This window comes from Luteibacter sahnii (assembly GCF_034063545.1).
Lineage (GTDB): Bacteria > Pseudomonadota > Gammaproteobacteria > Xanthomonadales > Rhodanobacteraceae > Luteibacter > Luteibacter sahnii.
Genome location: NZ_JAQLOK010000003.1, coordinates 116,465 through 143,205 on the forward strand (window position 1 = coordinate 116,465; position 26,741 = coordinate 143,205).

The following is a 26,741-nucleotide window of genomic DNA, read 5'->3' on the forward strand; positions in this document are numbered from 1 at the left end:
CGGCCTTCGGCCGGCGGCTCGAGCAAGGAGCTCTTCCTCATGCCTGCCTCACGTCTTCGGCCGCTCGTCGCATGGACTGTCGTCGCTTTGTCGCTTTTTGCAACAAGCGCATCGGCCAGCGTTGTGATGAACGCGACCCGATATATTTTTCGCGCTGGCGAGCGAGAGATCGCCGTCAAGGTCAGCAATGTGGGTAAGGCGCCGGTCTTGTCGCAGGCGTGGATCGACGACGGCGATGCGAAGGCAACCCCCGAAAACGTCCACGTGCCCTTCAACCTGACGCCACCCATCGCGCGAATCGAGGCCGGCAAAGCCCAGACGCTGCGTATCGCGTTTACCCAGGGCGACCTTCCCACCGATCGGGAGAGCCTGTTCTGGCTGAACGTGCTTGAGGTGCCGCCCAAGCCTGCCGACGGGGAAGACGACAGCAGTCATATCCAGCTGGCGTTGCGTTATCGGCTCAAGCTTTTCTATCGGCCAGCGCGACTCAAAGGATCTCCCGACGACGCCGCCAAAACGCTCGTCTGGGCGGCGCACGACGACCACCGCCTCACGGTGCGCAATGATAGTGCCTACCATGTCACGGTCAACGACGCGGCCTTGCGAGTCGGCAAACACACTCACGCGATCGATCCGTTTGCGGTAGCGCCCGGTGCCACCAAGCAGATCACCGTCGACGAGTTCGCGCTATCGGGTGAAACCGTCAACGTGACGTACCAGACCATCAACGACTACGGCGGCTTCGTCGAGCACGCGACGAAACTCTGACGCGCCTCTCCACTCCACTGCGGTGAACCCCCACCGCCCGCGAACCTCATGATCCATTCTCCACGGACAACCCGATCCGGCGGCAGGCTGTTGCCTGCGCATACGAGGCTAGCGCTGGCGTTGGCTCTGGCGCTCGCCATGAATGGCACGGCGCGTGCCGTCGTCGATCCCGAGCCCGCGCCGCAGGCGGCATTCAGCAGCGAATTCCTGCATTCGGCGGCGCCGGTCGACCTCTCGCGGTTCGAGCGCGGCAATGTGACGCTCGCCGGCATTTATCGCCCTGCCATCCGTGTCAACGATATACCCATTCCCGGGGATCACGAGGTGACCTTCCGTCAGGTCGTCGGCAGCGAGAGCGCCCAGCCCTGCTTCGACCAGACCATGCTGATGACGTTCGGCTTCGATCCGGACAAACTCGCCACCCACGCGATGGGCACCGGCGAACTCAAACCGCTTGCTGAGAGCCATTTTTGCGGCCCGCTCGGCGACTACATACCCGGCGCCTCGCTTGACTTCGACGACGCCGAGCAGGTGTTGCGCCTGTCGATTCCCCAGGCATTCATGGCATCCCGGGCGAGAGGTTACGTCAGTCCGGATCTCTGGGACGAGGGCGAGGCCGCCGCCATGCTCAACTACAACCTCAATACGTATCATGTCCGTAGCCAGGGGCGGCGCAGCACGGCCACCTATGCCGGCATTCGCGCCGGGGCCAATGTCGCGGGGTGGCGCCTCCGGCACACGGGTAGCCTGACCCTGGGCCCGGATCGCCGCCGTTGGCAGAACACTCAAGCCTATGCCCAGCACGACCTGACCGCCGCCCGTGCACAGCTGACCGTCGGCGACAGCTATACCTCCGGAGACATTCTCGACAGCGTGCGGCTCCGGGGCGTGGCGATCGCCAGCGACACCCGGATGCTGCCCGCGTCGCAGCGTGGGTATGCCCCGGTCATCCGGGGCATCGCCCAGAGCAACGCCCAGGTGTCCATTCGGCAAAACGGCTATCTCATTCACAGCACCACCGTCGCGCCCGGGGCCTTCGAGATCGACGATCTCTATCCCACGGGCTACGGCAGCGACCTGGAAGTGACCGTGACCGAAGCGGACGGCCGGACACGCACGCAGGTCGTTCCCTACACCTCCGTGCCCCAGATGCTGCGCGAGCATAGCCATCGTTTCGCGGTCGCCGCGGGGCAGGTCGTCGATAACAGCGTGGCCGACACGCCTTTCATTTTCCAGGGCACGTATCAGTACGGCGTCACGGCCCGCAGCACGCTCTACCTGGGTGCCACCGCGTCCAATAGCTACGGAGCCGGCCTTCTCGGCTGGGCCGTGAACCTGCCCGTTGGGGCGGTGTCGCTCGACGTGACCGGTTCGCGTGCGGCATTTCGCCGGGAAAGCGTGCGTTGGGGCACGAGCACGCGGCTCCGCTACAACCGGTCCGTGGCGACAACGGGCACGAACATCGGCGTGGCCGCGTACCGCTTCTCGACGCCGCATTACCTGGGCGTCACCGACGCGGCACGACGCCGGTCCTATCTCAAGTTCGGCGGTATCGACCCCATGGCAGGTGGTGAGCGGGGGCGCCTTGAAGCCACCGTGGTCCAGGCACTCGGTCAGGGTAGCCTCTCCGTGACGGCATCCGTCGGCGACTACTGGACGCGTCGCGGTCGCGACACGAACTATGCGATCGGTTACGGCGGAGGCTGGCGCTCGCTGTCCTATAACGTGTCCGTGCAACGGTCACGTGTCGGCAGCGTTCTGGGCGATTCCGCCAGCCGGTCCCGTGGATGGGCGGATACCACGATCTACCTCTCGTTGACCGTACCTCTCGGGAGCGCCCCCGGCGCGGCGACCGTCACGTCGACCCACACTCAGGCGGCCGGTGGCGGCGCCACATCCCTGGCCTCCGTGAACGGCTACGCCAGTGAACGCCGTCGCCTTTCCTACAACCTAACGGCGAGCCGATCGCGTACGGACGGGCGCGGCACGAACAGCGGCAGCGGCAGCCTGGGCTATCGCAACTACGCGGGTAGCTACCGTATCGGCGCGGGTCGCTCGCCCGGTGGCCAGCACTATTCCGCGGGTGCGGCGGGTGCGGTCGTCATGCATCGCGCCGGCGTGACGTTGTCCCAGGAACTGGGCGAAACCAACGCCATCATCCACGCGCCGGGAGCTGAGGGTGCACGCGTGGAAGGCACCACGGGCGTGCGACTCGACCGCCACGGCAACGCGGTGGTTCGCAGTCTGCTTCCCTACCAGATCAACACCCTGTCGATCGATCCACGCGGCGCCTCGCACGACGTGCAGTTGGAGAGCACCACCGAATCGGTGGCACCGCGTGCCGGTGCCTTTGCGCGCGTCGACTTCAAGACGTCGCAGGCGCGCTCACTGCTCATCCATGCCACGAAACCCGATGGACAACCCTTGCCGTTCGGCGCATCGGTTTACGATGCCGCCGGCCAGCCCGTGGGCGTGGTGGGGCAGGGCAGCAAACTCTTCACGCGCGGCGCCACGCCTGGCTCACGTCTTACCGTGAGTTGGGGAGCGGGTCCGAGCGACCGGTGCTACATCGATGTGCCGGTCTCGACCGATACCCTGCCCATCCATGGGCTGCATCGCGCGTTCAAGGCGCCGTGTGCGCACGGTGCATCGACGACGCCACCCTCACCCGAGGTCGTCGTCGCCGCCTGATTCGATGAGGCCGGTCTGGATCGACTCGCCGACACAACGACCGTGGCGCCGACCAGGAGGGGCGCGCCACCGCCATCGTAGCCAGTTCATACCCCATGGAAACCCACCACAACGGCCTGTCCGCCGTCACACGTGAGCGCGCGAGAGAAAAGCTCAAGCGCGACGTAGGCGACGCGTTTCTCGACGCATTCAACGACCCACAAACCGTCGAAATCATGCTGAACGCCGATCATCGGCTCTGGCAGGAGCGTCTCGGCGAAGGCATGCGGTGTATCGGCATGATGCGGCCCAGCCAGTCGGAGGCCGTGATCAAGACCATCGCCGGCTATTACGGCAAGGAAATCACGCGTACCCGTCCCGTGCTCGAATCGGAGTTTCCCCTCGATGGCTCGCGATTCGCGGCGCAGCTGCCGCCGATCGTCGTCGCGCCGACGTTCGCGCTCCGTAAGAAGGCGATTTCCATCTTCGGGCTGCGCGACTACGTCGCAAGCGGCGCGATGACCGCGGCCCAGCGCGACCTGCTCGCCGACGCCATACGCAAACACCGCAACATCCTGGTGATCGGCGGTACCGGCTCAGGCAAGACCACGCTGGTCAACGCCATCATTCGCGAGATGGTCGACGCCGACGCTACCGAGCGCGTTTTCATCATCGAGGATACCGGCGAAATCCAATGCTCGGCGCAGAACTTCGTGCAATACCGCACATCGTGCGAGGTCAGCATGACGCAGTTGTTGCGCACGACGCTGCGCATGCGCCCCGACCGCATCCTCGTGGGCGAAGTTCGTGGCCCGGAAGCCCTCGACCTGCTCATGGCCTGGAACACCGGCCATGAAGGCGGTGCGGCGACGCTGCACGCCAACGACGCGAGAGCCGGCCTCTCGCGCCTGGCGATGCTCATCAGCATGCATCGCGATGCGCCGCGTCCCATCGAGCCGCTGATCGGCGAGTCCGTGCACCTTTTGGTGCATATCGCGAGGACACCGCGAGGACGACGCATCCAGGAGGTCGTCGCGATCGACGGATACGAAAGCGGTCGCTATCTGACCCGCACTCTTTCATGACACAAAAGGTATGTTCCATGCTCAAACCCTATAAGCGTCTCACCGCGTCGATCGTCGTCGTCCTGATCGTCTGCCTCGTTTTTCCTTCGGTCGCTGCCGCGCAAGCTCTGCCGTTTCAGCAGAACGTCACTCTGTTGAGGGACGCCATGACGGGTCCCATCGCGACCATCATTTCTCTCGTCGGTATCGTCGGTTGTGGCGCGGTGCTCATATTCGGCGGTGAGTTGAGCGGGTTCGCAAGAACGATGGTATTCGTCGTTCTGGTCGTCTCCGTGATCGTTCAGGCCGAAAACATCGTGACCGCGCTCAAACCGGGTACGGCGCCCTCGTCTACGTTTTCGCCGGCGTGAGAAAACGGACATGCGAACTGTTCCTATACGACGCGCAGGAAACCGGGACAATCTGGTGCTCGGTGGGGACCGGGAGCTGGTGCTCTTCACGGGTCTGCTTGCCGGGGCACTCATCTTCTCGGCGCATGACCTGAAGGCGGCGGTATTCGGTGGTGCCATGTGGGTCCTTGGCCTCCAGGCCTTCCGCATCATGGCGAAAGCCGATCCCAAGATGCGTTTTGTTTACCTGCGCCAGCGGCGTTACCGCAAGTTTTACCCGGCACGCTCCACGCCGTTCCGTGACAACGGCCCGGCCGAGCAGGCGCAGTACCGATGACGATCGTCTGGTTCATCAGTGGCATGGCGGCCATCGTCGCGATCATGGTCATGGTGCTCTACGTGACCATCCGCCGACTCGACAATGAGCCCCGGCTCGATTTTCGCCGCCCGCACGGGCAGGCGGCGGCGGACTTGCTGAACTACGCCGCCGTCGTGGCCGATGGCGTGGTGGTATGCAAGAACGGCGCCTTCATGGCGGCGTGGATTTACGAAGGCGACGACGCGGCCAGCAGCACGGACGATCAGCGCGAGAATACGTCGATGCGCATCAACCAGGCACTCTCTCGGCTGGGAAGCGGATGGATGCTACACGTCGATGCCGTGCGCCGGCCGGCAAACGATTACGCGAAGGCCACGCGTTCGCATTTTCCCGATCGGGTGTCCAAGGCCATCGATGAGGAACGTCGCCGGCTGTTCAACGCCCTGGGGACCACCTACGAGGGATACATGGTCATGACGCTGACCTGGTATCCACCCCAGATCGCCCAGCGGCGTTTCGTCGAGATGATGTTCGACGACGACGCCGAGGTCGCTGGCAAGACGGAGCAGACTCACGGCCTCATCGCCGAGTTCCAGCGGGAGTGTGTGTCGTTCGAGAACCGGTTCAGCGGCGTGCTCAAGATGAAGCGCCTGGCCGGGCGTGGCATTCCCTTGGAGAACGGCGGGCAGCTCGTGTTCGACGACTTCCTGCGTTGGTTGCAGTACTGCGTCACCGGCGTGGATCATCCGATCGTCCTGCCCGAGAACCCGGTATACCTCGACGCGCTGATCGGTGGGCAGGATATCTGGAGCGGCGTGGCACCGCGTATCGGTCGGCGATTCGTCCAGGTGGTCGCTATCGAGGGATTTCCGTTGGAATCCTATCCCGGGATCCTCTCGTCCCTCGCCGATCTACCGAGCCAATATCGCTGGTCGAACCGCTTCATCTTCATGGATCCCCATGAAGCCCTGCGCCAGATGGAAAAATTCAGAAAGAAATGGCGTCAGAAGGTGCGCGGCTTCTTCGACCAGATCTTTCAGACCAGCTCCGGTTCGGTGAACTACGACGCGCTATCGATGATGCAGGATGCCGAAGCGGCGATCGCGGAAATCAACAGCGGCCTTGTCGCCCAGGGCTTCTACACCAGTGTCGTCGTCGTCTCCGACGAGGACCGTACACAGCTCGATCTTTCCGTCCGCCAGATCGAAAAGGCCATACAGTCGCGTGGCTTCGCGGCGCGCATCGAGTCGGTCAACACGATGGACGCGTTGCTGGGGAGCTTCCCCGGTCATGGCGTGGAGAATGTTCGCCGGCCTCAGCTGAACACGCTGAACCTGGCCGACCTGCTGCCGACGGCGACGATATGGACGGGCGAGGCCGAGGCGCCGTGCCCCATGTATCCGCCGAACTCGCCGCCGCTGATGCAGTGTGTCACGCAAGGCGCGACACCGTTCCGGCTCAATCTACATGTGAACGATCTCGGTCACACGTTCATTTTCGGGCCGACGGGGTCGGGCAAGTCGACTCACCTGGGAATGCTGGCCGCCCAGTTCCGGCGATATGCGGGCATGGCGTTGTATTGCTTCGACAAAGGGCGCTCTCTCTATCCCTTGGTGAAGGCATGTGGTGGGTTGCACTTCGACGTCGGCGGTGAAGACGGCGCCCTGGCGTTCTGCCCGTTGCAGTTCCTCGAGTCGAAGGCCGATCGCGCCTGGGCCATGGAATGGATCGACGCCATGCTTGCGCTCAACGGCGTGCAGACCACGCCCACGCAACGCAACGAGATCGGCCATGCGATCGTCTCGATGCAACAGTCCGGCGCGACCACGCTCTCGGAGTTCGTCCTGATGATCCAGGATGAGTCGATCCGCGAGGCCCTGAAGGTCTACACGGCCGACGGTGCGATGGGTCACCTGCTCGACGCGAGCGTCGACGGACTGCGTCTATCCGACTTCGCGGTATTCGAGATCGAAGACCTCATGACGCTCGGGGATCGCTTCGTCCTGCCGGTGCTTCTCTACCTGTTCCGGCGCATCGAGATGTCGCTGAAGGGTCAGCCGGCGGTGATCATGCTCGATGAGGCGTGGCTCATGCTCGGCCATCCGGTGTTCCGTGCCAAGATCCGCGAGTGGCTGAAGGTGTTACGCAAGGCCAATTGCCTCGTCGTCATGGCGACGCAGAGCCTCTCCGACGCGGCCGACTCAGGGATCCTCGATGTGATCGTGGAGTCCACGGCCACGAAGATCTTCCTGCCGAATCCATTCGCGAGAGACGAGGACACGGCCGCGCTCTACCGCCGCATGGGCCTGAACACCCGGCAGATCGAGATTCTCGCCACGGCGGTGCCGAAGCGCCATTACTACTACGTGTCGGAAAAAGGCCGGCGGCTCTACGACCTCGCCCTGGGCCCGCTGGCACTCGCGCTCATCGGCCAGACCGATAAGGAGTCGATCACGACGATCCGTGCGCTCGAAGCGCGGCATGGCGACGGATGGGTCGACGAGTGGCTCGAAAGCAAGGGACTGTACCTGTCCGAATATGGAGCACGATGATGGCAAAGAGGACTATCGACTACACCCGCATTCCCAAGCCTGCCGATGGCATGGCACACCCCTACCTCAACGCGAAGCGTACGTGGAATTCCCACGTCGGCGGACTGATCGCGTCCCGTGCCATCTGGCAGACCATGGCCTTGCTGAGCCTGCTCATCGTCTTCGTCGCCGTGGGTGGGGTCGTCTATATCGGCAGTCAGTCGAAGTTCGTGCCGTATGTGGTCGAGGTGGACAAGCTGGGCGAGGCGGCGGCCGTCGCTCCTGCCACGGTGGCGACAGAGTTCGACCAGCGCATCGTGCGAACGACGGTCGCCGAGTTCATCGTCAATGCCCGCACGGTGACGCCCGACATCGCGCTACAGCGAAGAAACATCTTCAAGGTGTATGCCCAGATGCGTGCCAGTAGCGTGGCCGCGCAGAAGATGACGAACTATCTGAACGGTACGCCCGAAAACAATCCGTTCAAACGCGCGGAACGGCAGACGGTCAACGTCGAGATCACCTCGTCGATTCCCCAGAGCACCACCACCTGGCAGGTCGACTGGATCGAAACCCAACGCAGCCGCAAGGGCGAGGTGATGGGCAAGCCGGCGCGGATGCGCGCGTTGATCCATATCGAGTCGACGCCGCAGGCCCAGGCCATGGACGAAGACCGTCTCCGCCTCAATCCGCTGGGCATTTTCATTACGGACTACTCCTGGTCCAAACAGTTCTAGAGGCCTCCTGTGTTCAAAGCCATCGTCCTCGCTTTTCTGGCGACAGGGCTGCCGTGTGCCGCCCTGGCCCAATCCGCCGCCGGAACCGTCGATCCCCTGTCGGGAAACAACCCGACGCTTACGCCGAGCGAAAAAGCCGGCCTGGATATCTCACGCCAGTGGATCGCCAATACGTCGGCCGCCGTCCGGCCCGTTCCCGGGCCCGACGGCACCCTGCGCTTTCTTTTCGGGCAGTCGCAACCCAGCATCGTCTGCGCCGTGCTACAGGTCTGCGACGTGGAACTCGAGCCCGGCGAACAGGTGAGTTCGGTCAACCTGGGCGACGCGGTGCGTTGGCTGGTCGAACCGGCCCTGTCGGGCAGTGGCGATGGAGCGATCCAGCACCTGGTGATCAAGCCGCTCGACGTCGGTCTGGAGACGTCCCTCATCGTGACCACCGACCGGCGGACCTACCACCTGCGTCTGCGTTCCCATCGCACCGAATACATGCCTCGCGTCGCCTTTTCCTACCCTAGTGCGTCGTCGGCCAAGTGGGCGGACATAAAGAAACGGGTGGCCGACCAGCGCGTGACTGCAGCCGCTTCACGGCCCAATGAATACCTCGGCCAGCTCGATTTCGACTATCGCGTGAGTGGCGATGCGAACTTCAGGCCCGCACGGGTCTACAACGATGGTGTCAAGACGATCATCGAGATGCCTGCGACGTTCGCCCAGGGCGAAGCCCCCACGTTGTTGGTGATCCGCGAGAGCGGAAAGCTGTTTCGCAAGGATGACGAGGTGATGGTGAACTATCGCCTCCAGGATGGACGCTACGTGGTCGACACGCTGTTCGACAAGGCGATTCTGGTGGCGGGCGCGGGACGCGCCCAGCGCAAAGTCACCATCGAGAGGACGCATTGACCGTGTGGCGCACAGGCCTCTTGCTCGCTCTCGGTGCCGTCTGCGCATGCGCCGACGTCCGCCCGCCCATGCCGTCGCCGGGTGATGTCGACCCGCTACGCCGTGTCGTCGTCGCCGACGTCACGGCGTTGTTCGACCAGGCGTTCGATCCGTCCGTCACCGCGTTCGCGCCGGTCGCTGTCACCGGAGCACTTACGACGGCGATCTATGCGTCGTTGCGCGGACACGGTTTTCGCGTGGGCACCTACCCGGTGGCATCCCTTCTCAATTGCGAGGTGACGACCCTGGCCGATCGCCAGTACCTCGTGACGGTCACCGCCGGTCCGGTACGGTATACACGTCTCTGGATCGTCGATGGCGCGACGGCCTATGCAGGTGGCCCATGGACGCGAAGCGAATGAACGCGGCCGATAAGCGTCACGTCGATGTCGCTGACGACGGGGGCCTGCCAGAGATTCAGGACAATCCGCGTGACGGCGCGGGCGGCGTCCGGCGAGTGAACAATGTGCCCCTGCTTATCATCGGCGGTGTACTGCTGGTCTTCGTCATCCTCGTCGCGTCCATGATCACCCGCCGTGCCGAGGTGTCGCATGGTGCATCCGATGCGGCGCAGGGCGTCGTGGCCGAGAGCCCCCCGATACCCGAGCGGCTGCTCATCGAGGGTGCGACGGCGGGTCTGGTGGAGGACGCCGAAGCGCGCGAATCGTCCATGCCGGCGATTGCGGTGGCGCCCGTTCCGGACGACGACCTGCCACCGTTGCCACCACGGCGTACGGGTGGCACCGTCCCCGCGCCCGCCATCGCGGACGCGCAGGCCGACGAGCGCATGAGTCTCCTGCGAAGCGCGCTTCGCGCGAAGACGTCGGTGGCGACGCCCGATGCGGTGCCTGCGAAGCCCCCTGTGCCCGAGGATGCCGCGAAGCCGCCGCCGACCGAACCGGCTTCATCCACCGACGCGGGCAAAACGCCGAACGGGTACGCATCGTTCGACCGCAAGGCGGGCGCCGAGGCCGATCGCTGGGCATTGGACACCGCGCTTGAGGCGCCTCGCAGCGCCTACGCCTTGCGCGCCGGTGCCGTTATTCCGGCCATCATGATCTCCGGCGTGAATTCGGACATCCCCGGCCAGATCATCGCCCAGGTCAGCCAGGACGTTTTCGACACGGCGACCGGCCGATATCGGCTCATACCCCAGGGCGCCCGTCTCATCGGACGCTACGACCACCATGTGCTCTACGGTCAGTCGCGGCTGCTCGTCGCCTGGCAACGCATCGTCTTCCCGGACGGAAAAGCCCTGGATATCGGTGCGATGGACGGCGTCGACGGTGCGGGCTATGCGGGTTTCAGCGACAAGGTCGATCGTCATTACCTGCGCATCCTGGGATCGGCGGTGTTCCTATCGGGCATCACAGCGGGCCTGACGTCGTCGACGACCAACCCCCAGAACGATCCCTACGGAACCTCCAACGCGACCATTCTCAGTCAGTCGCTGGCACAGCAATTAGGCATGGTCGCCACGGAAATGCTTCGGAAGAACCTCGACGTCGCACCCACGTTGAGGATACGACCGGGATACCGGTTCCACGTCATGGCCGTGAAGGACATGACATTCGACAGACCGTATACGCCTTTCAGATAAATCCGCCCAATGTTGAGCCCGTGGAGAACCATGCATGAAACGTTTCAAGACCCTCGTTTGCTCGATGACCGTCGGTGCCCTGGCGCTATCGACGCATGATGCGTCCGCCTTTGGTCTGGTATGGGACATTCCCAGCTGGTTCCAGCTAAAGAAAATCGCCAAGCAGCTTCAGGAGAAGGACGAGGGAACGGTCAACTACTACACCAACAATATCGACAACTCGACCCGGGCCATATCAAGCCAGACCTTCTCCATCGATCAATCGACGTCCGCCATCAATACGACGACGAGCCAGATAAACAACACAACGACTGAGATCAACAAGAGCACCACAAACATCGATAAGTCGACGTCGATATCCGCGGATATCGCCATCAAGAATATCGAAGTCAACAAGAACTTCACCGTGATCATCAACAAGAACAACCCGGGAGAAGAAATCATTCCCATACCCTCCCCGGTCAAGGACTTTTTCGAGCGGGTGACGGGAGGTCGCTCCGACGACGACTACGCCGCACAGTACAAAGCCGCGTCGGACTATGCGAAAGACGGCGACCTCGCCGGCTTCGAAGGGTCGCGCGCCCGAAAGGCCGCCAACGACGTCTGGCTGGCGTCGATCAAGGAGCACCGTTCCGGTCTCCAAGGCGAAGCCGAGGCCGTCGCCACCCTGTCGACATTGAACAAGACCACGCAAGGCCATGGCCAGCAGATGCAGATCGCCAATGCCATGGCCCAGTCGCAGGTCAACCAGCTCATGCAGCTGCGTTCCATGCTGCTCGTATCCGAGGCGGCGCGATTGACGCAGGCCCAGGCGGGCGCCGACAAGGAATCGCGCGCACTCGCGACGTCTGCGCGACTTCGCAGCGGCCTCAGGGAGGCGAGCAGCTCGCTGAAGAAGGACCGCCCCGAGTTCGCCGATACGTTCTGACCCCTGGTGGAGCGCCGTTATGCCGACGGCGCTCCGATGGACGCCACCTGTCATGGATCGCATGCCTGCTTTCTTTCTCATCCGCCTGATGGCGTTTCTTGTCCTGTCGACGTTGTCGGGCGACGCCCTGGCCGCCGACGATCTGGACAAGACCCTCGTGGGCAGCTTCCATCGCCTGTTCCAGCAATACGCCCGCGACGAGCGGGTGCTCGATGCGGCCACGCAACTTTTCTGGAGCCTCGCCGCGATAAGTCTCGTCTGGACGATGGGCATGCAGGTGATGCGTCAGGACATCGGCGAGATGCTGATGGAGCTGACACGGTTCGTCATCGTTACCAGCCTTTTCTACTGGTTGCTGGTCAATGCGTCCGACCTGCGGGGCAGCAAGGGTTTCGTCGGCGACATCGTCGATTCGTTCTTCCAACTGTTCAGCGGTAGCCCGAACGCGTCGTCGTTCATCAGTCGCGGCAACGACATCGGTGGCATCGGCATCCAGGTCTACCTGGACATGCTGCAAGGCACCGAGTCAGCCGAGACGGGCGAAATGATCGTCGCCAACCTGCTGGGTATCGGCACCATGGTCGTACTGTCCCTCGTCACGGCGCAGTTCCTGCTGTTGCTTATCGCCGCGTGGATGATGGGCTACGCGGGCATTATCCTGCTCGGCTTCGGCGGCGCGCGGTGGACGTCGCCGATTGCGATCAATTTCTACAAGCATGTCCTGGCGATCGGCCTGTGTATGTTCGCCCTCGGCATCATCGGTCACCAGGGCGCCCAGCTTCTGGGGGAACTGGCCAGCGCGGCCATGCAGACGCGATCCGGCGTCGTGAGCTATCCCCGCATGGGTCTGATCCTGCCGGTGTCGATCCTGCTGCTCGTGCTGGCGCTGCGTGTTCCGCAGATGCTCTATGCGATGGTGACCGGCTCGAACCTGGGGCTCTACGCAGGCACCGCCGGTGTCGTCGGCTCGGCGATCGGTGCGGGAGGCACGGCGGCCATGGCGTCCGTCGGCTCCCTGGCCGCCCATATGGCGCAAGCCCGCCACCGTTCGGACAGCGAGAGTCGTGCGTCGGTGCGGGCCGACTCGGTGATGGACGCCGTGCAACGTTCCGCCGTGGGCATGTCCAGCGTGCCGGAACCCTTCCAGACCCAGGTGATCATCCCGTCCGGAGGATCATGGACGCGGCAGGCGTCCACCCACGCGGCTTACGCACCGGGTGGGGCGCCGCGTTGGCGTCCCCTGGGAGCAAGCCCGATAGCGGACCTGACGGCACAGCGTGACCGTCCCGTCGGACGCATCAGGCCCGACCTGAGCCTGTCGGGCGTTACAACGACCGCGACGCCCGGCGGTGTTGGCAACGGCGAATCGCCGGCGTGGCCGCATGACACCACGCAGACGGCCTACGCGATGACGGGAGGTGACGTCGACGCGGAGCACTCCCACGCCTCATCGGCCGAACCGCTGGCATCGGGTCGACGCCCGGACGGGAGGACGCGTGTCAGCGCCGCAGCTCGTGACCACGCGCACGAGGTTGTCGCGGCACGCGATGGCTCCGTCTCCGCCGATGTGGCATCGCCGAACGACTTCATGGTCGCATCCGGGCATGAGCCTGAAGCCAGATCGGCGATCGATGCTGCCTTCGCAGCCGAGGCGCGCCGCCACCTCGACGATATGTCCGTGCAGGCCACGACTACGCCCAGGGGGAAACCAGTACCTCGACAGCCGGTGTCGGAGAGACTGCGGCCCGGGACATCGTCGCCTATGGACATGCCTTCCTCGGGCTCGTTGGATCAGCCGAGCGTGGCACTGGATGCGACATCGCCGTCGGCGGTCGTACCGGGCATGGCGCCGGTCGGGCAGGGCGTACCGCCCGACGTGGGCACGCGATCCATGCCGTCCCTTCCGCAAGTGTCGACGCGTCCCGAGCCTCTGGACGGCGTCGCCACCAAGGCGCCGACGCACGCCGTGGATACGACCGACCTGCGAACCGGACCCAAGGACGTCCCGGCATACGACCACGCGGCGTCATCCCAGCGTCCGGCGATCGGTCGGACGGTCGTCGCCGACGTGACGCAGGGGATCAGCATCCCGACCGGTACAGCGCTGCCCGGTGGCGCGGGACTAGACCCTGTGACCACGCAACCGGTCACAGGCGACGTGGCGATGAGGGATGGGGCGACATCGTCGGCGACCGACGAAAGCCGTTCGATCCCGAGCGTGACCCAGGCCGCGCGCGACGACGCCTCGCTCTTGCGGTCATCCGGTCCGGCAATGTTGTCCTTGATCGTTGGCCCGGGCATGACCACGACGCTCCCGGCCGACGACGCCGGCACCGCCATCGCCCATGTGTCCGCAAGGCCATCCGATCGTCTGGTCCACCTTCCCAGGACCCCTGCATCGATCTCACACGATCTGTCGTCTGTGGCGTATGGCGAGGTCGACGCGTCGTCCGCCGTTCATGTGCCGAAGGCGCGGGCCCCTTTCGGTCCCGCAACCTCGGTCGAGACGGCTCTCTTGCAGGCTGGTCATCCCGCCACGCGGCTGCACAGCCTCGACGCGGAGATCACGGTCATGCCGCGTACGCCGGCGCATCGTGCCTTGGGTGATGCGCCCATGGCTACACGTCGGCCCGCCGACATCGCCATGCAGCGAGGCATTGAGCCGCCGTCGGAGACAAGCCCGCCGCGACGCGGCTCGGATGTGCACATCGGACAAGCGACCGCGGTAAGTCTTGCGTCCTTTGCGTCACCGGGCACGACGGAACACGTGCAGGTGGCGGTCCAGCCGATGACGTCCCCCGTGGCGATGCCCGACCAGGGCCCCTCCGTGCATCCGCGGGACACACCCATGCCGGCCGTGGCGGCCTCGCCCCGGACGTCGACGGTAGCCACCGCACGAGCGCATCGCGGCAACGAGGCCGACCCCGCCGTGCCCGCCTCAGGCTATGCCACGACCCTGCGTCCGGGCACCACGGACGTGAGCCACGCCCTTCACGATGCCATGCCTGGACGTCGCGCGGATCACGACGGTATCGCTGTCGCCACGCCCCACAGCGCCACGGAGGGCGAACCGTTGCCGCTTACCCCGCCGTCCGGCGAAACGCCTAATGCCGGCCTCGCCCCATGATCGACGTGCTTCCGGATATTCCCGCCGAGCAGCAAGCCATGGTGGCCTGTGCGCTGGGCGCGGCGATCGCCTATGACGTGCCGGCGAACATCCTCCTCGCCATCGCCGAGCAGGAAGCGGGACGGCCGGGCCAGTGGGTTCGCAACGCGAACGGCACGCAGGACGTCGGCGCACTGCAGTTCAACACCGCCTATCTGCGCGAGCTGGCGCGCTACGGCATCTCCCCGCACGACGTGGCCGCGCCCGGCTGCTACGCCTATCAGCTCGCGGCGTGGCGCATCCGCGGCCATCTGCGTGACGACGCCGGCGATGTATGGGCACGCGCCGCCAACTATCACTCGCGCACGCCGCAGCTCAACGCGCGATATCGCGCGGCGCTGATTCGGCGGGCCGTGCGCTGGTCGACGTGGCTGGCGACGCACTTTTCCACCCGCGACATCGTCGTGGACTCCCCTTCCCAGGTAACCAAGTGATCACCATGCCGACTTTTTCCCTACGCCGGGCGCTCTCGGGTGCGTTGGCGCTCTCATCCGGCGTGACCGGGCAGGCGCTCGCCGCCGCCGGTTGTACCCACGTCAACCTCGCCACCTACCAGATCGGCCAGACGACGTTCGTCGACGTACGCAACAGCGATCCCGAGGGAAAACTGCTGCGCGAGGGTGAGGCGGCCGGTGAGGGTAAGCTGCTGCTCACCTGCAACCAGGGCCGCGTCACTTTTCGCGGACGGTGGGAGAACCGGCAGACCGAAGGCTTGCTGCCACTCACCGTCGGTGGGCAGCGCGCGGGGGTGGGGCTACGCCTGTTCCTGCGTGAGCGCGATGGCGTTCGCCGCCCATTTCCCCACGATATCGATCGCACCATGGCGCAAGGCGAACAGGTGCGAAGCGACATGGACTCGGTCGGCTACGAAATCTATCGCATGGCCGGCCCCGTTCGCTTCGGCAAGATCGACAGTCGGGCGATCGCGCAGTCGAACGTCGACAAGGTGGGTGGAGGGCTCGTGGTGTTTCGTTCGATGCAGGTCTACGACCTCGTCCTTCGTCGCGAAGCATGCAGCATCGATTGGGACGACGCGAAGAAACCGATCGAGCTACCCGCCTATAACCTCAGTAACTTCGCCACGCCGGAACGCGCCACGCCCTGGGAGAATTTCCGCCTGCGGGTGAAGCATTGCAGCGATCCGGTCGGTCTGATCGCGCGTTTCACGTTCGGTGGCGCCGGCGATGCCGATGCGACCCACCCCGCGTGGTTTTCGTTGCGCGGTCCGAAGAACGTCGCGATGGAGCTGGGCACGAAGGATCGCCAGACGATCGCGCCGGGCGTACCCATCGAGATGAATGCGCTGGGCTCCGGCGAGGCCTATGACTTCAACGTGCGTCTGCGCGAGACGAAGCCTACGGTCGAGGGCGGTGTTTTCTCACGGGTGATCCGGGTACAGGTGGACTACCTGTAAATCCCACGCCATTAAGCTGGGCGCATCCCACCTGATCGTTTGCCCGCCGTGTCGCGGGTCTGGCCAAGGAGTGCGCCCCGATGTCTTTCCACGCAGCGAGGAAGGCGGTCGTTTCCGTCGTTCTTTTGTCGTCGATGTACGTGCCCGACGCATGGGCCAAGTGGGGTTGCGAATCGGTGGGCAAGGTGAGTTATCGCATCGGCACGGCCTACGAACACGCGGGCATCCCCGCCGGCGGGAGCCTTCCCGGCCAGGTCGTGGCCACGGGGCAAGGCCTGCGCAGCGGCGAGCCTCACGTGCTCCAGTGCAAGAAAGGCGTCATCACGTTCGACCACGTGTGGGTGCCCGTGTCGGCGGGGGATACCCGCCCGCTCACCATCGGTGGCCTTCCTTCGGGCCTGGGCCTCAAGGTGTCCGTCAGGCGCAAGGACGCCGAGCACTTCCGTTATCCGTCGGCGACGCACTGGAACCTCGACAACGGATGGGTGGTCATCGGCGGCACGCCCGTGGACGTCACGGACGAATCGGTCCATTACGACATCGTGCGCGTGGCAGGGCCCCTGCGCTTCGGCCGCCTCGATCCTGGTGTCGTCGGACAGTCGTTCGCCACCAACACGAAGGGCGGTGGGCGACTGGCCTACGAAACCCTCGAAATGGCCGGCGTGGTGCTCCAGCGGCCCGCCTGCGGCATCGTCGTCGACGATCTCCATCAGGTCGTGCGGATGGGCGACTACGGTGTCGCCGACTTCCGCAACGCCGACGGTGCGACACCCTGGCTGCCGTTTCACTTGCGCGTGTCGTCCTGCCCGTATCCAGCAGGGCTCATCGCCCGGTTTACGTTCGGCATCCCCAGCGACGCGACGCCGGACGACCCCCAGGGCTTCGCCTTGCCCGGCCCTCGCCACGTGGCCCTGCAACTGGCCACCGCCGACCTGCGCGCGATCGCCCCAGCCCGTCCCGTCGTGCTCGGTGCCCTCGGTAACGGTCAGCGCTTCACCTTCCACGCGCGCCTCAGGCAGGCGGGCTCGCCGATCGGCGGGGGGCGCTTTTCCCGCCAGCTACGTTTGATGGTTGAATTCTTATGACTTATCGCATCGCCGGGCCGATCCTGATGGCCGCCCTCGTCGGCGGCTGTGCGACGGTGTCCGGGGCCGGGCACCGCCTGGGCGCGGCACCGTCGATCGGCCGGCTCGACGTGCTGTCGCTCCTGCCGCTCCATCCCGCCGCCGACCCCTTGCTTCGCACGGATGCGTCGACCTTCGCCCACACGCTTACCCGGCGCCTTCGCGACGCGGGCTTCGAGGCGCGCACGGTGGACGTACCCGGCCTGGTCGACCGGCACGCGTTACCGGTGGACGTCACGGTCTTCGACGAGGGCCGCGGACGCCATATCGACGGTGCGCTGCCGGAGAAAGCGCTGCTCGCGCTGGACGAGGTGAGCGCGGGTCACCGGCTGGTGCTGTTTCCCGCCGCGCTGGTCCGTGACGCCCGGTCTGGCCTGGCGGTCGGCACGCTGCGCTGGCGGCTGGAGCCTTCCGGCGGGGGCAGGGCGGCTGCGGCGGGCATCCTGCGCTACACCGCCGACGCCCGGGGATTTCCCAGCGCGCGCCTGGCCGGTGAACTCGTCGCCGAACTCGATCGGCTCGGCGTGCGGGGCGCCGACACCGCGCTAGACTAGGCCGCTTCCCGCCGATCGATACGTCGCATGCGCAATCCCCTCCAGGAACAACTCCTCAAGGCCGGGCTGGTCAAGAAAGACAAGGTGGCCAAGGTCGTCCGCGAGCAGGCGAAGCAGCGCCAGGGCAAGGCCCAGGCCGCCCCCGCCGAGGAGCGGGTCGACGCCCAGCGCCTCCAGGCGGAGCGGGCCGAGCGCGACCGGGCCCTGGCGGCCGAACGCAATGCCGAGGCCCGCGCGAAAGAGGTGCAGGCCCAGGTCCGCCAGATCATCGAGGCCTCGCGGGTCAAGCGTGACGGCGACATCGCGTACCGCTTCACCGACGGCGACCGCATCGCCAGCGTGCTCGTCAACGACGCCCAGCGGGCTCAACTGGCGGCGGGCACCCTTGCCATCGTCCGCCACGACGATGGCTTCGAACTGCTGCCCCGGGCGGCCGCCGACAAGATCCACGTGCGCGATCCGGCGCGGATCGCCCTCGACCACGGTCGCAAGGAAGGCGATCCGCCGCCGCCCGACGAGGATGACGACTACTACAAGCAGTTCGTCGTCCCCGACGATCTCATCTGGTAAGCCAGCGCGCATGACCCTGCTCGTCACCGGCAGCGCGGGCCACCTCGGCGAGGCGCTGGTACGCCGCCTGCGCGGCCTGGGGCATGACGTGCGGGGGCTCGACGTGACACCGTCCCCCTACACCGACCTCGTCGGATCGATCGCCGACGAGGCATTCGTCCGTGATGCGCTGTCCGGCGTGCGCGGCGTGATCCACAGCGCGACGCTGCACAAACCGCACATCGCCACCCATACCCGGCGCCAGTTCATCGATACCAACGTGGCGGGCACCCTGGCCCTGCTCGACGCGGCGGTGGCGCACGGCGTGCGCGCGTTCGTTTTCACCAGCACCACCAGTGCCTACGGTGCCGCGCTGTCGCCGGCACCGGCCGCGCCGGCCGCGTGGATCGATGAAGACGTGCGGCCCGTGCCCCGCACCATCTATGGCGCCACCAAGCTCGCCGCGGAGACGTTATGCGAGCTCGCGGCGCGACAAGACAACATGCCCACGCTGGTGCTGCGCACGGCGCGCTTTTTCCCCGAAGATGACGACAACGCGTCGGTTCGATCGGCCTACGGCGCGCTGAACATGCAGGCCAACGAGCTGCTCTATCGGCGCGCCGACATGGAGGACATCGTCGACGCGCATCGGCTCGCCCTCGAACGCGCGCCTGCGCTGGGCTTCGGTCGTTACGTCATCTCGGCCCCCACGCCGTTCCAGCGGACGGATGCGGCGGCGTTGCGAGAGGACGCACCCGCCGTGGTCCGGCGCTACTTCCCCGGGGTCGACGACCTCTACGCCCGGCAAGGTTGGGCTCTCCTGCCGTCGCTCGACCGCGTCTACGACAGCGGCCGTGCCGTGCGTGACCTGGGCTGGACACCCCGGCGAGACTTCGCCTTCGTTCTGGACAGCCTGCGTCGGGGTGAGGATTTCCGCAGCGAGCTGGCACGGCAGGTCGGCCGCAAGGGCTACCACGGCCACGTCTTTACCGACGGCGTCTATCCCGTCCTGGGATGACGTGCCGTCGGCTCAGCCCGTCACCTTGCGTAGGCGAGCCATTTCGATAAAGCCGATGCCCAACTGGCGCTGGAACGTGCGGCGTACCACCGACGGCTCGTAGCCCAGGGCCGCCACGTCGTCGTTCGTCCATGTTCGGCACGGGTCGTCCTCAAGCTGGCGGAGCAGGGCAGATACCAAGGGCTCGCGCTGGCCGACCGGATCGAGCGGACGACACCGCAGACAGGGGCGCAGGCCCGCGCGTAAGCAGGCTGCCGCCGAGTCGTGGAAGCGGACGTGCGCCAACGTTGGTTTCGGCGCGGGGCAACTCGGCCGGCAGAACACGCCCGTCGGGATGACACCGGCATAGACGTGACCGTCGTAGGCGGTATCCCGGTCCAGCAGGGCGCGATAGAGGGTCTCGTGGTCGGGCAGATCGAAGAGCATCGGGAAAGGGTGGAGCAAGTGTCCGCTCGTCGCAACCCGAAATGAGACGGGGCCCGCAAGGGGCCCCGTCGAGTCGTGGGTGGCGCGTTTTCAGTGTGCGGGCTTGGGACGTTCCGTCTCCAGGGCCCGGTTGATACGCAGGGCCAGCAGCGTGCAGACCACGCCCGACAGCAGGTAACCGCTCACGGCGACCAGGCCGAATCGCTGCGACAGGCCCAAGGCCACCAGGGGAGCGAAGGCGGCGCCGAAGAGCCAGGCGAAGTCGGTGGTGAGGGCCGCGCCGGTGTAGCGGTAGCGGCGGGCGAAGTTGGCCGTAACGGTACCGGCGGCCTGCCCGTAGGACAGGCCAAGCAGGGCAAAACCGACCACCAGGAAGATGTCCTGGGCCACCTTGCCGCCGTCGAGCAGGAATGGCGCGGCGATGGCGAAGAGGCCGATGAGGACGGCCATGGTGCCCAGGGTGTTGCGACGGCCGATCTTGTCGGCGATGACGCCCGATGCCACGGTGGCCGGGATCGCCACGCAGGCGCCGACCAGCTGCACGATCAAGACGTTGTTGATGTCCTGTGAGCGCGACAGGGCGATCCAGGACAGCGGGAACACCGTCACGAGGTGGAACAGGGCATAACTGGCCAAGGCCGCGAAGGCGCCGATGAACAGGTTGTAGCCTTGGGCGCGGAACATCTCGATGATGCCGATGGGCTCCAGTTCGCGTTCTTCCAGCGCCTGGGTGTACTCCTCGGTGACGACCAGGCGCAGGCGGGCGAACAGGGCCACCACGTTGATCGCGAACGCCACGAAGAACGGATAGCGCCAGCCCCAGCCGAGGAAATCCTCACGGGACAGCTGGGTATTCAGGAACAGGAACAGCGAGCCGGCGATGAGAAACCCCATCGGCGCGCCCACCTGGCCGAGCATCGCGTACCAGCCGCGGCGCCCCTTGGGCGTATTGAGCGCCAGCAGGGAAGGCAGGCCGTCCCATGAGCCGCCCAGGGCGATGCCCTGGATGAAGCGCAACACGCCCAGCACCACGATCACGCCGTAGCCGCCGGACGTGTTCATCGGCAGGAAGGCGATGCACACCGTCGACGTGCCCAGCAGGAACAGCGAGGCCGTGAGCTTAGTGCTGCGGCTCCACTGGCGCTGGATCGCCATGAACAGGGTGGTGCCGATCGGACGGGCGATGAAGGCCAGCGAGAAGATCGCGAACGCCAGCAGGATGCCGTCCAACTGGTTGAGAAAGGGGAAGAACACCGACGGGAACACCAGCACCGAGGCGATGCCATAGGTGAAGAAGTCGAAGTATTCCGAGGCCCGGCCGATGACGACGCCGACGGCGATCTCGCCCGGCGCGACGGCCGCGTGGGCGGCGCCGCCGTGGTGGTGGGCCAGATCGTTCTGGGCCTGGACGCCGGGGCCGACGTGATCGGCGTGTGAAAGGCTTGACATCGTGTTCTTACCCCGAATTCGTGGCGTTGGGGACAGCATAGCGAAGATCGGGCGGGATGGAATTCCCCCGCCCTACACACGGCATGGGACAATGTGTCCTATGGCCGTGACAGGTGGAACGGCGTACCTTTTTGTGTCCCCACGATCTACTCCCATCATGCGAATGTCCATGAAGATGTTGCGCGGATTGCTGATCCCCGCCCTGGCCCTGCTCCTGTCGGGCTGCGATGCCGTGCTGATCTCGCCCGCGGGCGACATCGCCCGGCAGCAGCGCGACCTTATCGCGATTTCCGTCGTGTTGATGTTGATTATCATCATCCCGGTCATCGCGCTGACCCTGCTCTTCGCCTGGAAATACCGGGAGTCGAACAAGGCGGCCCACGGCGAATACGATCCGGACTGGAACCACTCCACCGTGCTGGAGCTGGTGATCTGGTCGGCCCCACTGATCATCATCATCGCGTTGGGCGCCATCACCTGGACGAGCACCCACAAGCTCGATCCCTACCGCCCCATCGACCAGATCGACGCCTCCCGCCAGGTCGCCGCCGGCACCAAGCCGCTGGTGGTCGAGGTGGTCGCGCTCGACTGGAAGTGGCTGTTCTTCTATCCCGAGCAGGGCATCGCCACGGTCAACGAGATGGCGGCGCCGGTCGATCGTCCGATCGAGTTCCACATCACCGCCTCCACGGTGATGAATGCCTTCTTCGTGCCGTCCCTGGCGGGCATGATCTACGCCATGCCGGGCATGGAGACCCAGCTGCACGCCGTGATGAACAAGACCGGCGACTTCGGCGGCATCTCCGCCAACTACAGCGGCGCCGGCTTCTCCGACATGACCTTCCGCTTCCATAGCGTGTCGGACGCGGAGTTCGACAGCTGGGTGGCCAAGGCCCGCGCCCAGGGCGGCAACCTGAGCCGCGAGGATTACCTCAAGCTGGAGCAGCCCAGCGAACGCGAGCCGGTGCATTACTACGCCAAGGTCGCGCCCGGCCTCTACAACGCCATCCTCAACCGCTGCGTCGAGTCCGACCGCATGTGCCAGAACGACATGATGGCGCTCGACCGCCAGGGCGGACAGGGCATCGTGGGTGCCTACAACGTGACCACGAGCGCTGCCCTGCGCTCGCGCCTGGGCCTCACCGAGGCCGAGCGGCGCTACGTCGGCGCGCTCTGCCTGAGCCGCGATGGCGGCACGGCCACGTCCCCTGCCGGGCGCGCGCTCTGAGCGCGCCCCACCGAATTCAAGCCTAGCCGAGCCCCCGGTCATGAATACGCCCGATCTAGTCAAGCTGATCTTCGGACGCCTCTCCCTCGAGGCGATTCCGTATCACGAGCCCATCCTCATCGCCACGTTCGCCATGGTCGCCATCGGCGGCATCGCGGTGCTGACGCTCATCACCCGCGCCAAGCTCTGGGGATACCTCTGGAGCGAATGGTTCACCAGCATCGATCACAAGAAGATCGGCATCATGTACATGGTGCTGGGCATCGTGATGCTGCTGCGCGGCTTCGCCGACGCGCTGATGATGCGCGCCCAGCAGGCCATCGCCTTCAACGGCAACCCAGGCTTCCTGCCGCCGCATCACTACGACCAGATCTTCACCGCCCACGGCGTGATCATGATCTTCTTCGTGGCGATGCCGCTGGTGACGGGCCTGATGAACTACGTGGTGCCGCTGCAGATCGGCGCCCGTGACGTGGCCTTCCCGTTTCTCAACAACTTCAGCTTCTGGATGACCGTCTCCGGCGCCATGCTGGTGATGGCGTCGCTCTTCGTGGGTGAGTTCGCGCGCACGGGCTGGCTGGCGTATCCGCCGCTGTCCGGGCTCGTGCAGAGTCCCGACGTCGGCGTCGACTACTACATATGGGCGTTGCAGGTCGCCGGCGTGGGCACCACGTTGTCGGGCATCAACCTGATCGCGACCATCGTCAAGATGCGCGCGCCGGGCATGACCATGATGAAGATGCCCGTCTTCACCTGGACCTCCCTCTGCACCAACGTGCTCATCGTCGCCGCCTTCCCGGTGCTGACGGCCGTGCTGGTGCTGCTCTCGCTCGACCGCTACATCGGTACCAACTTCTTCACGAACGACTTCGGCGGCAACCCGATGATGTACGTGAACCTGATCTGGATCTGGGGCCACCCCGAGGTCTACATCCTGATCCTGCCCCTGTTCGGCGCCTTCTCCGAGATCGTGCCGACCTACAGCCGCAAGCGCCTGTTCGGCTACGCCTCGATGGTCTACGCCACCGTGGTGATCACGGTGCTCTCCTACCTGGTGTGGTTGCACCACTTCTTCACCATGGGTTCGGGCGCGAGCGTCAACTCGTTCTTCGGCATCACCACGATGATCATCTCGATCCCCACGGGTGCGAAGATCTTCAACTGGCTGTTCACGATGTACCGCGGCCGCATCAAGTTCGACGTGCCGATGCTGTGGACGGTGGGCTTCATGGTCACGTTCGTCATCGGCGGCATGACCGGCGTGATGCTTGCCGTGCCCCCGGCCGACTTCCTGCTGCACAACAGCCTGTTCCTGATCGCGCACTTCCATAACGTGATCATCGGTGGCGTGGTGTTCGGCGTGTTCGCCGCCATCAACTACTGGTTCCCCAAGGCGTTCGGCTATCGCCTCGATCCGTTCTGGGGCAAGTGCTCGTTCTGGTTCTGGTTCGTCGGCTTCTATGTCGCCTTCATGCCGCTCTATGTGCTTGGCTTCATGGGCGTCACGCGCCGCATGAACCACTTCGAGGATCCGTCGCTGCAGATCTGGTTCCAGATCGCGGCGGTCGGCGCCGGCCTCATCGCCCTTGGGATCGGCTCGTTCCTGATGCAGCTCTTCGTCAGCTGGAAGCGCCGTGATGCCCTGCGCGACGTCACGGGCGATCCGTGGGGCGGCCGCACGCTCGAGTGGTCCACCTCGTCGCCGCCGCCGGTCTACAACTTCGCGTTCACCCCGGTGGTGCACGATCTCGATGCCTGGTCGCAGATGAAGGACCACCAAGCCGAGCGTCGCACCGAGGGTTACCTGCCGATCCACATGCCCAGCAACACGGGCGCCGGCATCATCATCGCGGGCTTCGCCTTCGTGCTGGGCTTCGCCATGATCTGGCACATGTTCCTCGTGGCCGGCCTGGCTTTCGTGGGCCTGCTGGTGACGGCGATCGGCCATACCTTCAACTACAAGCGCGACTACTACATCCCGGCGGATGTGGTCGAACGCACCGAGACCGCCCGTACGGAAGAGCTCGCCGCCCATGTCTGATATGCATGCCTCCTCCACCGCGCCCGCCGCGGGCCAGAAGCTCCAGTTCTGGATGAAGGAAGACCATCACCCGGCCAACGGCACGTTGCTCGGGTTCTGGATCTACCTGATGAGCGACTGCCTCATCTTCGCCTGCCTGTTCGCCGCCTACGGCGTGCTGGGCCGCAGCTACGCGGGCGGTCCGTCGGGCGCCGACCTGTTCGAACTGCCGCTCGTGGCGATCAACACCACGATGCTGCTGCTGTCTTCCATCACCTACGGCTTCGCCGTGTTGGAGATGCAGAAGAACCAGAAGGGCACGATGATGGCGTGGCTCATCATCACCGGCCTGTTCGGCGCGGCGTTCCTCGGCATCGAGCTCTACGAGTTCGCCCACCTCATCCACGAAGGCGCCGGCCCGCAGCGCAGCGCGTTCCTGTCGTCGTTCTTCACGCTGGTGGGCACCCACGGCCTGCACGTCACCTTTGGCATCATCTGGCTGGTGACGCTGCTGTTCCAGGTCGGCAAGCACGGTCTCACGCCGGCGAACAAGCGCCGCATCATGTGCCTGTCGATGTTCTGGCATTTCCTCGACGTCGTCTGGATCGGCGTCTTCACCTTCGTTTACCTGATGGGAGTGCTGCAGTGAGCACGCACGTCGATTCGCACGATCACCACGACGACCACGCGCATCACGAGGACGACGCCCCGCACAGCACCCTCAAGGGGTACATGACGGGATTCTTCCTCGCCGTGGTGCTCACGGCGATCCCGTTCTGGCTGGTGATGGGCAAGGTCATCCCCAACGCGCAGACGCTGGCGGTGGTGCTGCTGGTCTTCGGCGCCATCCAGATCGTGGTGCACATGATCTACTTCCTGCACATGGACACCAAGTCGCAAGGCGGCTGGAACATGCTGGCGCTGATCTTCACCCTGGTGCTGGTGGTCATCACCCTGTCCGGTTCGATCTGGGTCATGTATCACCTCAACGCCAACATGATGCCGGGCATGTCGCACGACATGTCCCAACAGGTGAAGAACCTGCCTTGAGCGCGCGCGATACCGATGCCACGACGACGCCGCGCCCTCCGCGCGGCGTCGTCGTTCTGGGCCTGCTGACGCTGCTGGGCGTGGCCCTGTTCGCGGGCTTCGTCGCCCTCGGTACGTGGCAGGTGCACCGTCGCGCGTGGAAGCACGCGCTCATCGCGCGGGTGGATGCGCGCGTGCACGCCGCCGCGGTCGACGCGCCCGGTCGCGACGCGTGGCCGTCGATCGACGCCGCCAATGATGAATACCGCCGCGTACGCGTCTCCGGCACGTTTGTGCCGACGAAGAGCGTGCGGGTGCGCGCCAGCACCGAGCTCGGCCTGGGTTCGTGGCTGATGACACCGTTGCGCCGTCCGAACGGCGAGGTGGTCATCGTCAACCGCGGTTTCGTGTCACCCACGTGGTGTGCGGGTAAGGCCGACTGCGCCGTCGGCCCGGGTGGCGAGGTCACGGTGACGGGACTGTTACGCATCAGCGAGCCCAAGGGAGCGTTCCTGCAGGACAACGAGCCTGCGGCCGGGCGTTGGTTCTCGCGCGACGTCGCGGCCATCGCGAAAACCGAGGGCGTATCCGACGCCGCGCCGTATTTCGTCGACGCCGATGCCGCGTCGTCACTGTCGCAGGGGGATGGCAGCGAGGGTCCGGTGGGCGGCCTGACCGTGATTTCGTTCCCTGACAACCACCTCCAGTACGCCATCACGTGGTACGCCCTCGCCGCGATGACCCTGCTGGGCGGGTGGATCGTATGGCGCGACGAGCGGCGCAAGCGCGGTCGCTGAGCCACCCCGAATCGCCGATACGATCGGCTCCCATCCCGTCGGTAGGCCCCGTGCCGCTGGG

General features: G+C 65.4%; 24 protein-coding genes and 1 pseudogene. 23 read left to right on the forward strand and 2 right to left on the reverse strand.

Annotated features, from left to right (window positions below):
• The first annotated feature begins 39 nt into the window (after positions 1–39).
• From PI246_RS10875 to PI246_RS10960, 18 genes and pseudogenes are all read left to right on the forward strand, one after another.
• Entirely contained in the window at positions 40–768 is a 729-nt protein-coding gene (locus PI246_RS10875) for a fimbrial biogenesis chaperone (RefSeq protein WP_320551318.1), read from the forward strand.
• A gap of 138 nt (positions 769–906) precedes the next feature.
• Positions 907–3,459, forward strand: coding sequence for a fimbria/pilus outer membrane usher protein (locus tag PI246_RS10880; protein WP_320551319.1), 2,553 nt, complete (start codon positions 907–909; stop codon positions 3,457–3,459).
• A gap of 95 nt (positions 3,460–3,554) precedes the next feature.
• The gene (gene trbB, locus PI246_RS10885; RefSeq protein WP_320551320.1) at positions 3,555–4,523 is read left to right on the forward strand and encodes a P-type conjugative transfer ATPase TrbB; all 969 of its coding nucleotides are present in this window, start codon (positions 3,555–3,557) and stop codon (positions 4,521–4,523) included.
• 17 nt (positions 4,524–4,540) lie between these two features.
• Positions 4,541–4,873, forward strand: coding sequence for a TrbC/VirB2 family protein (locus tag PI246_RS10890; protein WP_320551321.1), 333 nt, complete (start codon positions 4,541–4,543; stop codon positions 4,871–4,873).
• Positions 4,874–4,883: 10 nt separating this feature from the next.
• On the forward strand, positions 4,884–5,189 hold the full coding sequence (locus tag PI246_RS10895; RefSeq protein ID WP_320551322.1) for a conjugal transfer protein TrbD: 306 nt from the start codon (positions 4,884–4,886) through the stop codon (positions 5,187–5,189).
• On the forward strand, positions 5,186–7,723 hold the full coding sequence (locus tag PI246_RS10900) for a VirB4 family type IV secretion/conjugal transfer ATPase (protein WP_320551323.1): 2,538 nt from the start codon (positions 5,186–5,188) through the stop codon (positions 7,721–7,723). The genes PI246_RS10895 and PI246_RS10900 overlap by 4 nt, the downstream gene beginning before the upstream one ends.
• A complete protein-coding gene (locus PI246_RS10905; protein ID WP_320551324.1) occupies positions 7,723–8,439 on the forward strand; it encodes a VirB8/TrbF family protein in 717 nt (238 codons plus the stop codon). The genes PI246_RS10900 and PI246_RS10905 overlap by 1 nt, the downstream gene beginning before the upstream one ends.
• Before the next feature lie 9 nt (positions 8,440–8,448).
• Entirely contained in the window at positions 8,449–9,339 is an 891-nt protein-coding gene (trbG, locus tag PI246_RS10910) for a P-type conjugative transfer protein TrbG (protein WP_320551325.1), read from the forward strand.
• 68 nt (positions 9,340–9,407) lie between these two features.
• Positions 9,408–9,740 (forward strand): hypothetical protein, encoded by a 333-nt coding sequence (locus tag PI246_RS10915; protein ID WP_320551326.1) that lies wholly within the window; start codon positions 9,408–9,410, stop codon positions 9,738–9,740.
• A gap of 104 nt (positions 9,741–9,844) precedes the next feature.
• On the forward strand, positions 9,845–10,978 hold the full coding sequence (locus PI246_RS10920; RefSeq protein WP_320551327.1) for a TrbI/VirB10 family protein: 1,134 nt from the start codon (positions 9,845–9,847) through the stop codon (positions 10,976–10,978).
• Between the two features lie 34 nt (positions 10,979–11,012).
• Positions 11,013–11,906, forward strand: coding sequence for a hypothetical protein (locus PI246_RS10925; RefSeq protein WP_320551328.1), 894 nt, complete (start codon positions 11,013–11,015; stop codon positions 11,904–11,906).
• 61 nt (positions 11,907–11,967) lie between these two features.
• A complete protein-coding gene (gene trbL, locus PI246_RS10930; protein ID WP_320551329.1) occupies positions 11,968–15,033 on the forward strand; it encodes a P-type conjugative transfer protein TrbL in 3,066 nt (1,021 codons plus the stop codon).
• Positions 15,030–15,476: pseudogene (locus PI246_RS10935) on the forward strand (conjugal transfer protein TrbN); the annotation flags it as partial. The gene trbL and the pseudogene PI246_RS10935, both read left to right, overlap by 4 nt.
• A gap of 35 nt (positions 15,477–15,511) precedes the next feature.
• Positions 15,512–16,486, forward strand: coding sequence for a fimbrial protein (locus PI246_RS10940; protein ID WP_320551331.1), 975 nt, complete (start codon positions 15,512–15,514; stop codon positions 16,484–16,486).
• Between the two features lie 80 nt (positions 16,487–16,566).
• Positions 16,567–17,571, forward strand: coding sequence for a fimbrial protein (locus PI246_RS10945; RefSeq protein WP_320551332.1), 1,005 nt, complete (start codon positions 16,567–16,569; stop codon positions 17,569–17,571).
• Entirely contained in the window at positions 17,568–18,164 is a 597-nt protein-coding gene (locus PI246_RS10950) for a hypothetical protein (RefSeq protein ID WP_320551333.1), read from the forward strand. The genes PI246_RS10945 and PI246_RS10950 overlap by 4 nt, the downstream gene beginning before the upstream one ends.
• Before the next feature lie 27 nt (positions 18,165–18,191).
• A complete protein-coding gene (locus tag PI246_RS10955; RefSeq protein WP_320551334.1) occupies positions 18,192–18,734 on the forward strand; it encodes a DUF2058 domain-containing protein in 543 nt (180 codons plus the stop codon).
• A gap of 10 nt (positions 18,735–18,744) precedes the next feature.
• Positions 18,745–19,731, forward strand: a complete 987-nt coding sequence (locus PI246_RS10960) for an NAD-dependent epimerase/dehydratase family protein (RefSeq protein ID WP_320551335.1) — start codon at positions 18,745–18,747, stop codon at positions 19,729–19,731.
• A gap of 12 nt (positions 19,732–19,743) precedes the next feature.
• Here the strand turns inward: PI246_RS10960 and PI246_RS10965 are convergent, their stop codons facing one another.
• On the reverse strand, positions 19,744–20,175 hold the full coding sequence (locus PI246_RS10965) for an Ada metal-binding domain-containing protein (RefSeq protein WP_320551336.1): 432 nt from the start codon (positions 20,173–20,175) through the stop codon (positions 19,744–19,746).
• A gap of 72 nt (positions 20,176–20,247) precedes the next feature.
• Positions 20,248–21,606, reverse strand: coding sequence for an MFS transporter (locus PI246_RS10970; protein WP_320551337.1), 1,359 nt, complete (start codon positions 21,604–21,606; stop codon positions 20,248–20,250).
• A gap of 169 nt (positions 21,607–21,775) precedes the next feature.
• Here PI246_RS10970 and cyoA point away from each other — a divergent pair, with 169 nt between their 5' ends.
• From cyoA to PI246_RS10995, 5 genes are all read left to right on the forward strand, one after another.
• Positions 21,776–22,834 (forward strand): ubiquinol oxidase subunit II, encoded by a 1,059-nt coding sequence (cyoA, locus tag PI246_RS10975; protein WP_320551338.1) that lies wholly within the window; start codon positions 21,776–21,778, stop codon positions 22,832–22,834.
• A 67-nt stretch (positions 22,835–22,901) separates the two neighbouring features.
• A complete protein-coding gene (gene cyoB, locus PI246_RS10980) occupies positions 22,902–24,875 on the forward strand; it encodes a cytochrome o ubiquinol oxidase subunit I (RefSeq protein ID WP_320551700.1) in 1,974 nt (657 codons plus the stop codon).
• On the forward strand, positions 24,868–25,503 hold the full coding sequence (cyoC, locus tag PI246_RS10985; RefSeq protein WP_407069805.1) for a cytochrome o ubiquinol oxidase subunit III: 636 nt from the start codon (positions 24,868–24,870) through the stop codon (positions 25,501–25,503). Before cyoB ends, cyoC begins: the two co-directional genes overlap by 8 nt.
• On the forward strand, positions 25,500–25,904 hold the full coding sequence (cyoD, locus tag PI246_RS10990; protein WP_320551339.1) for a cytochrome o ubiquinol oxidase subunit IV: 405 nt from the start codon (positions 25,500–25,502) through the stop codon (positions 25,902–25,904). Before cyoC ends, cyoD begins: the two co-directional genes overlap by 4 nt.
• Positions 25,901–26,680 carry an SURF1 family protein gene (locus PI246_RS10995; RefSeq protein WP_320551340.1) on the forward strand — a complete coding sequence of 260 codons (780 nt, stop codon included), beginning with the start codon at positions 25,901–25,903 and terminating at the stop codon, positions 26,678–26,680. Before cyoD ends, PI246_RS10995 begins: the two co-directional genes overlap by 4 nt.
• Positions 26,681–26,741 lie beyond the last annotated feature (61 nt).

What these genes read in the sequence shown, in the direction of transcription:
- trbL (WP_320551329.1), top strand. Translation starts at nt 11,968, where the DNA reads ATGCCTGCTTTCTTTCTCATCCGCCTGATGGCGTTTCTTGTCCTGTCG.
- PI246_RS10890 (WP_320551321.1), top strand. Translation starts at nt 4,541, where the DNA reads ATGCTCAAACCCTATAAGCGTCTCACCGCGTCGATCGTCGTCGTCCTG.
- PI246_RS10915 (WP_320551326.1), top strand. Translation starts at nt 9,408, where the DNA reads ATGCCGTCGCCGGGTGATGTCGACCCGCTACGCCGTGTCGTCGTCGCC.
- PI246_RS10880 (WP_320551319.1), top strand. Translation starts at nt 907, where the DNA reads ATGAATGGCACGGCGCGTGCCGTCGTCGATCCCGAGCCCGCGCCGCAG.
- PI246_RS10925 (WP_320551328.1), top strand. Translation starts at nt 11,013, where the DNA reads ATGAAACGTTTCAAGACCCTCGTTTGCTCGATGACCGTCGGTGCCCTG.
- PI246_RS10960 (WP_320551335.1), top strand. Translation starts at nt 18,745, where the DNA reads ATGACCCTGCTCGTCACCGGCAGCGCGGGCCACCTCGGCGAGGCGCTG.
- PI246_RS10950 (WP_320551333.1), top strand. Translation starts at nt 17,568, where the DNA reads ATGACTTATCGCATCGCCGGGCCGATCCTGATGGCCGCCCTCGTCGGC.
- PI246_RS10905 (WP_320551324.1), top strand. Translation starts at nt 7,723, where the DNA reads ATGGCAAAGAGGACTATCGACTACACCCGCATTCCCAAGCCTGCCGAT.
- PI246_RS10970 (WP_320551337.1), bottom strand. Translation starts at nt 21,606, where the DNA reads ATGTCAAGCCTTTCACACGCCGATCACGTCGGCCCCGGCGTCCAGGCC.
- PI246_RS10895 (WP_320551322.1), top strand. Translation starts at nt 4,884, where the DNA reads ATGCGAACTGTTCCTATACGACGCGCAGGAAACCGGGACAATCTGGTG.
- cyoC (WP_407069805.1), top strand. Translation starts at nt 24,868, where the DNA reads ATGTCTGATATGCATGCCTCCTCCACCGCGCCCGCCGCGGGCCAGAAG.
- PI246_RS10900 (WP_320551323.1), top strand. Translation starts at nt 5,186, where the DNA reads ATGACGATCGTCTGGTTCATCAGTGGCATGGCGGCCATCGTCGCGATC.
- PI246_RS10940 (WP_320551331.1), top strand. Translation starts at nt 15,512, where the DNA reads ATGCCGACTTTTTCCCTACGCCGGGCGCTCTCGGGTGCGTTGGCGCTC.
- trbB (WP_320551320.1), top strand. Translation starts at nt 3,555, where the DNA reads ATGGAAACCCACCACAACGGCCTGTCCGCCGTCACACGTGAGCGCGCG.
- cyoA (WP_320551338.1), top strand. Translation starts at nt 21,776, where the DNA reads ATGAAGATGTTGCGCGGATTGCTGATCCCCGCCCTGGCCCTGCTCCTG.
- PI246_RS10875 (WP_320551318.1), top strand. Translation starts at nt 40, where the DNA reads ATGCCTGCCTCACGTCTTCGGCCGCTCGTCGCATGGACTGTCGTCGCT.
- PI246_RS10945 (WP_320551332.1), top strand. Translation starts at nt 16,567, where the DNA reads ATGTCTTTCCACGCAGCGAGGAAGGCGGTCGTTTCCGTCGTTCTTTTG.
- PI246_RS10955 (WP_320551334.1), top strand. Translation starts at nt 18,192, where the DNA reads ATGCGCAATCCCCTCCAGGAACAACTCCTCAAGGCCGGGCTGGTCAAG.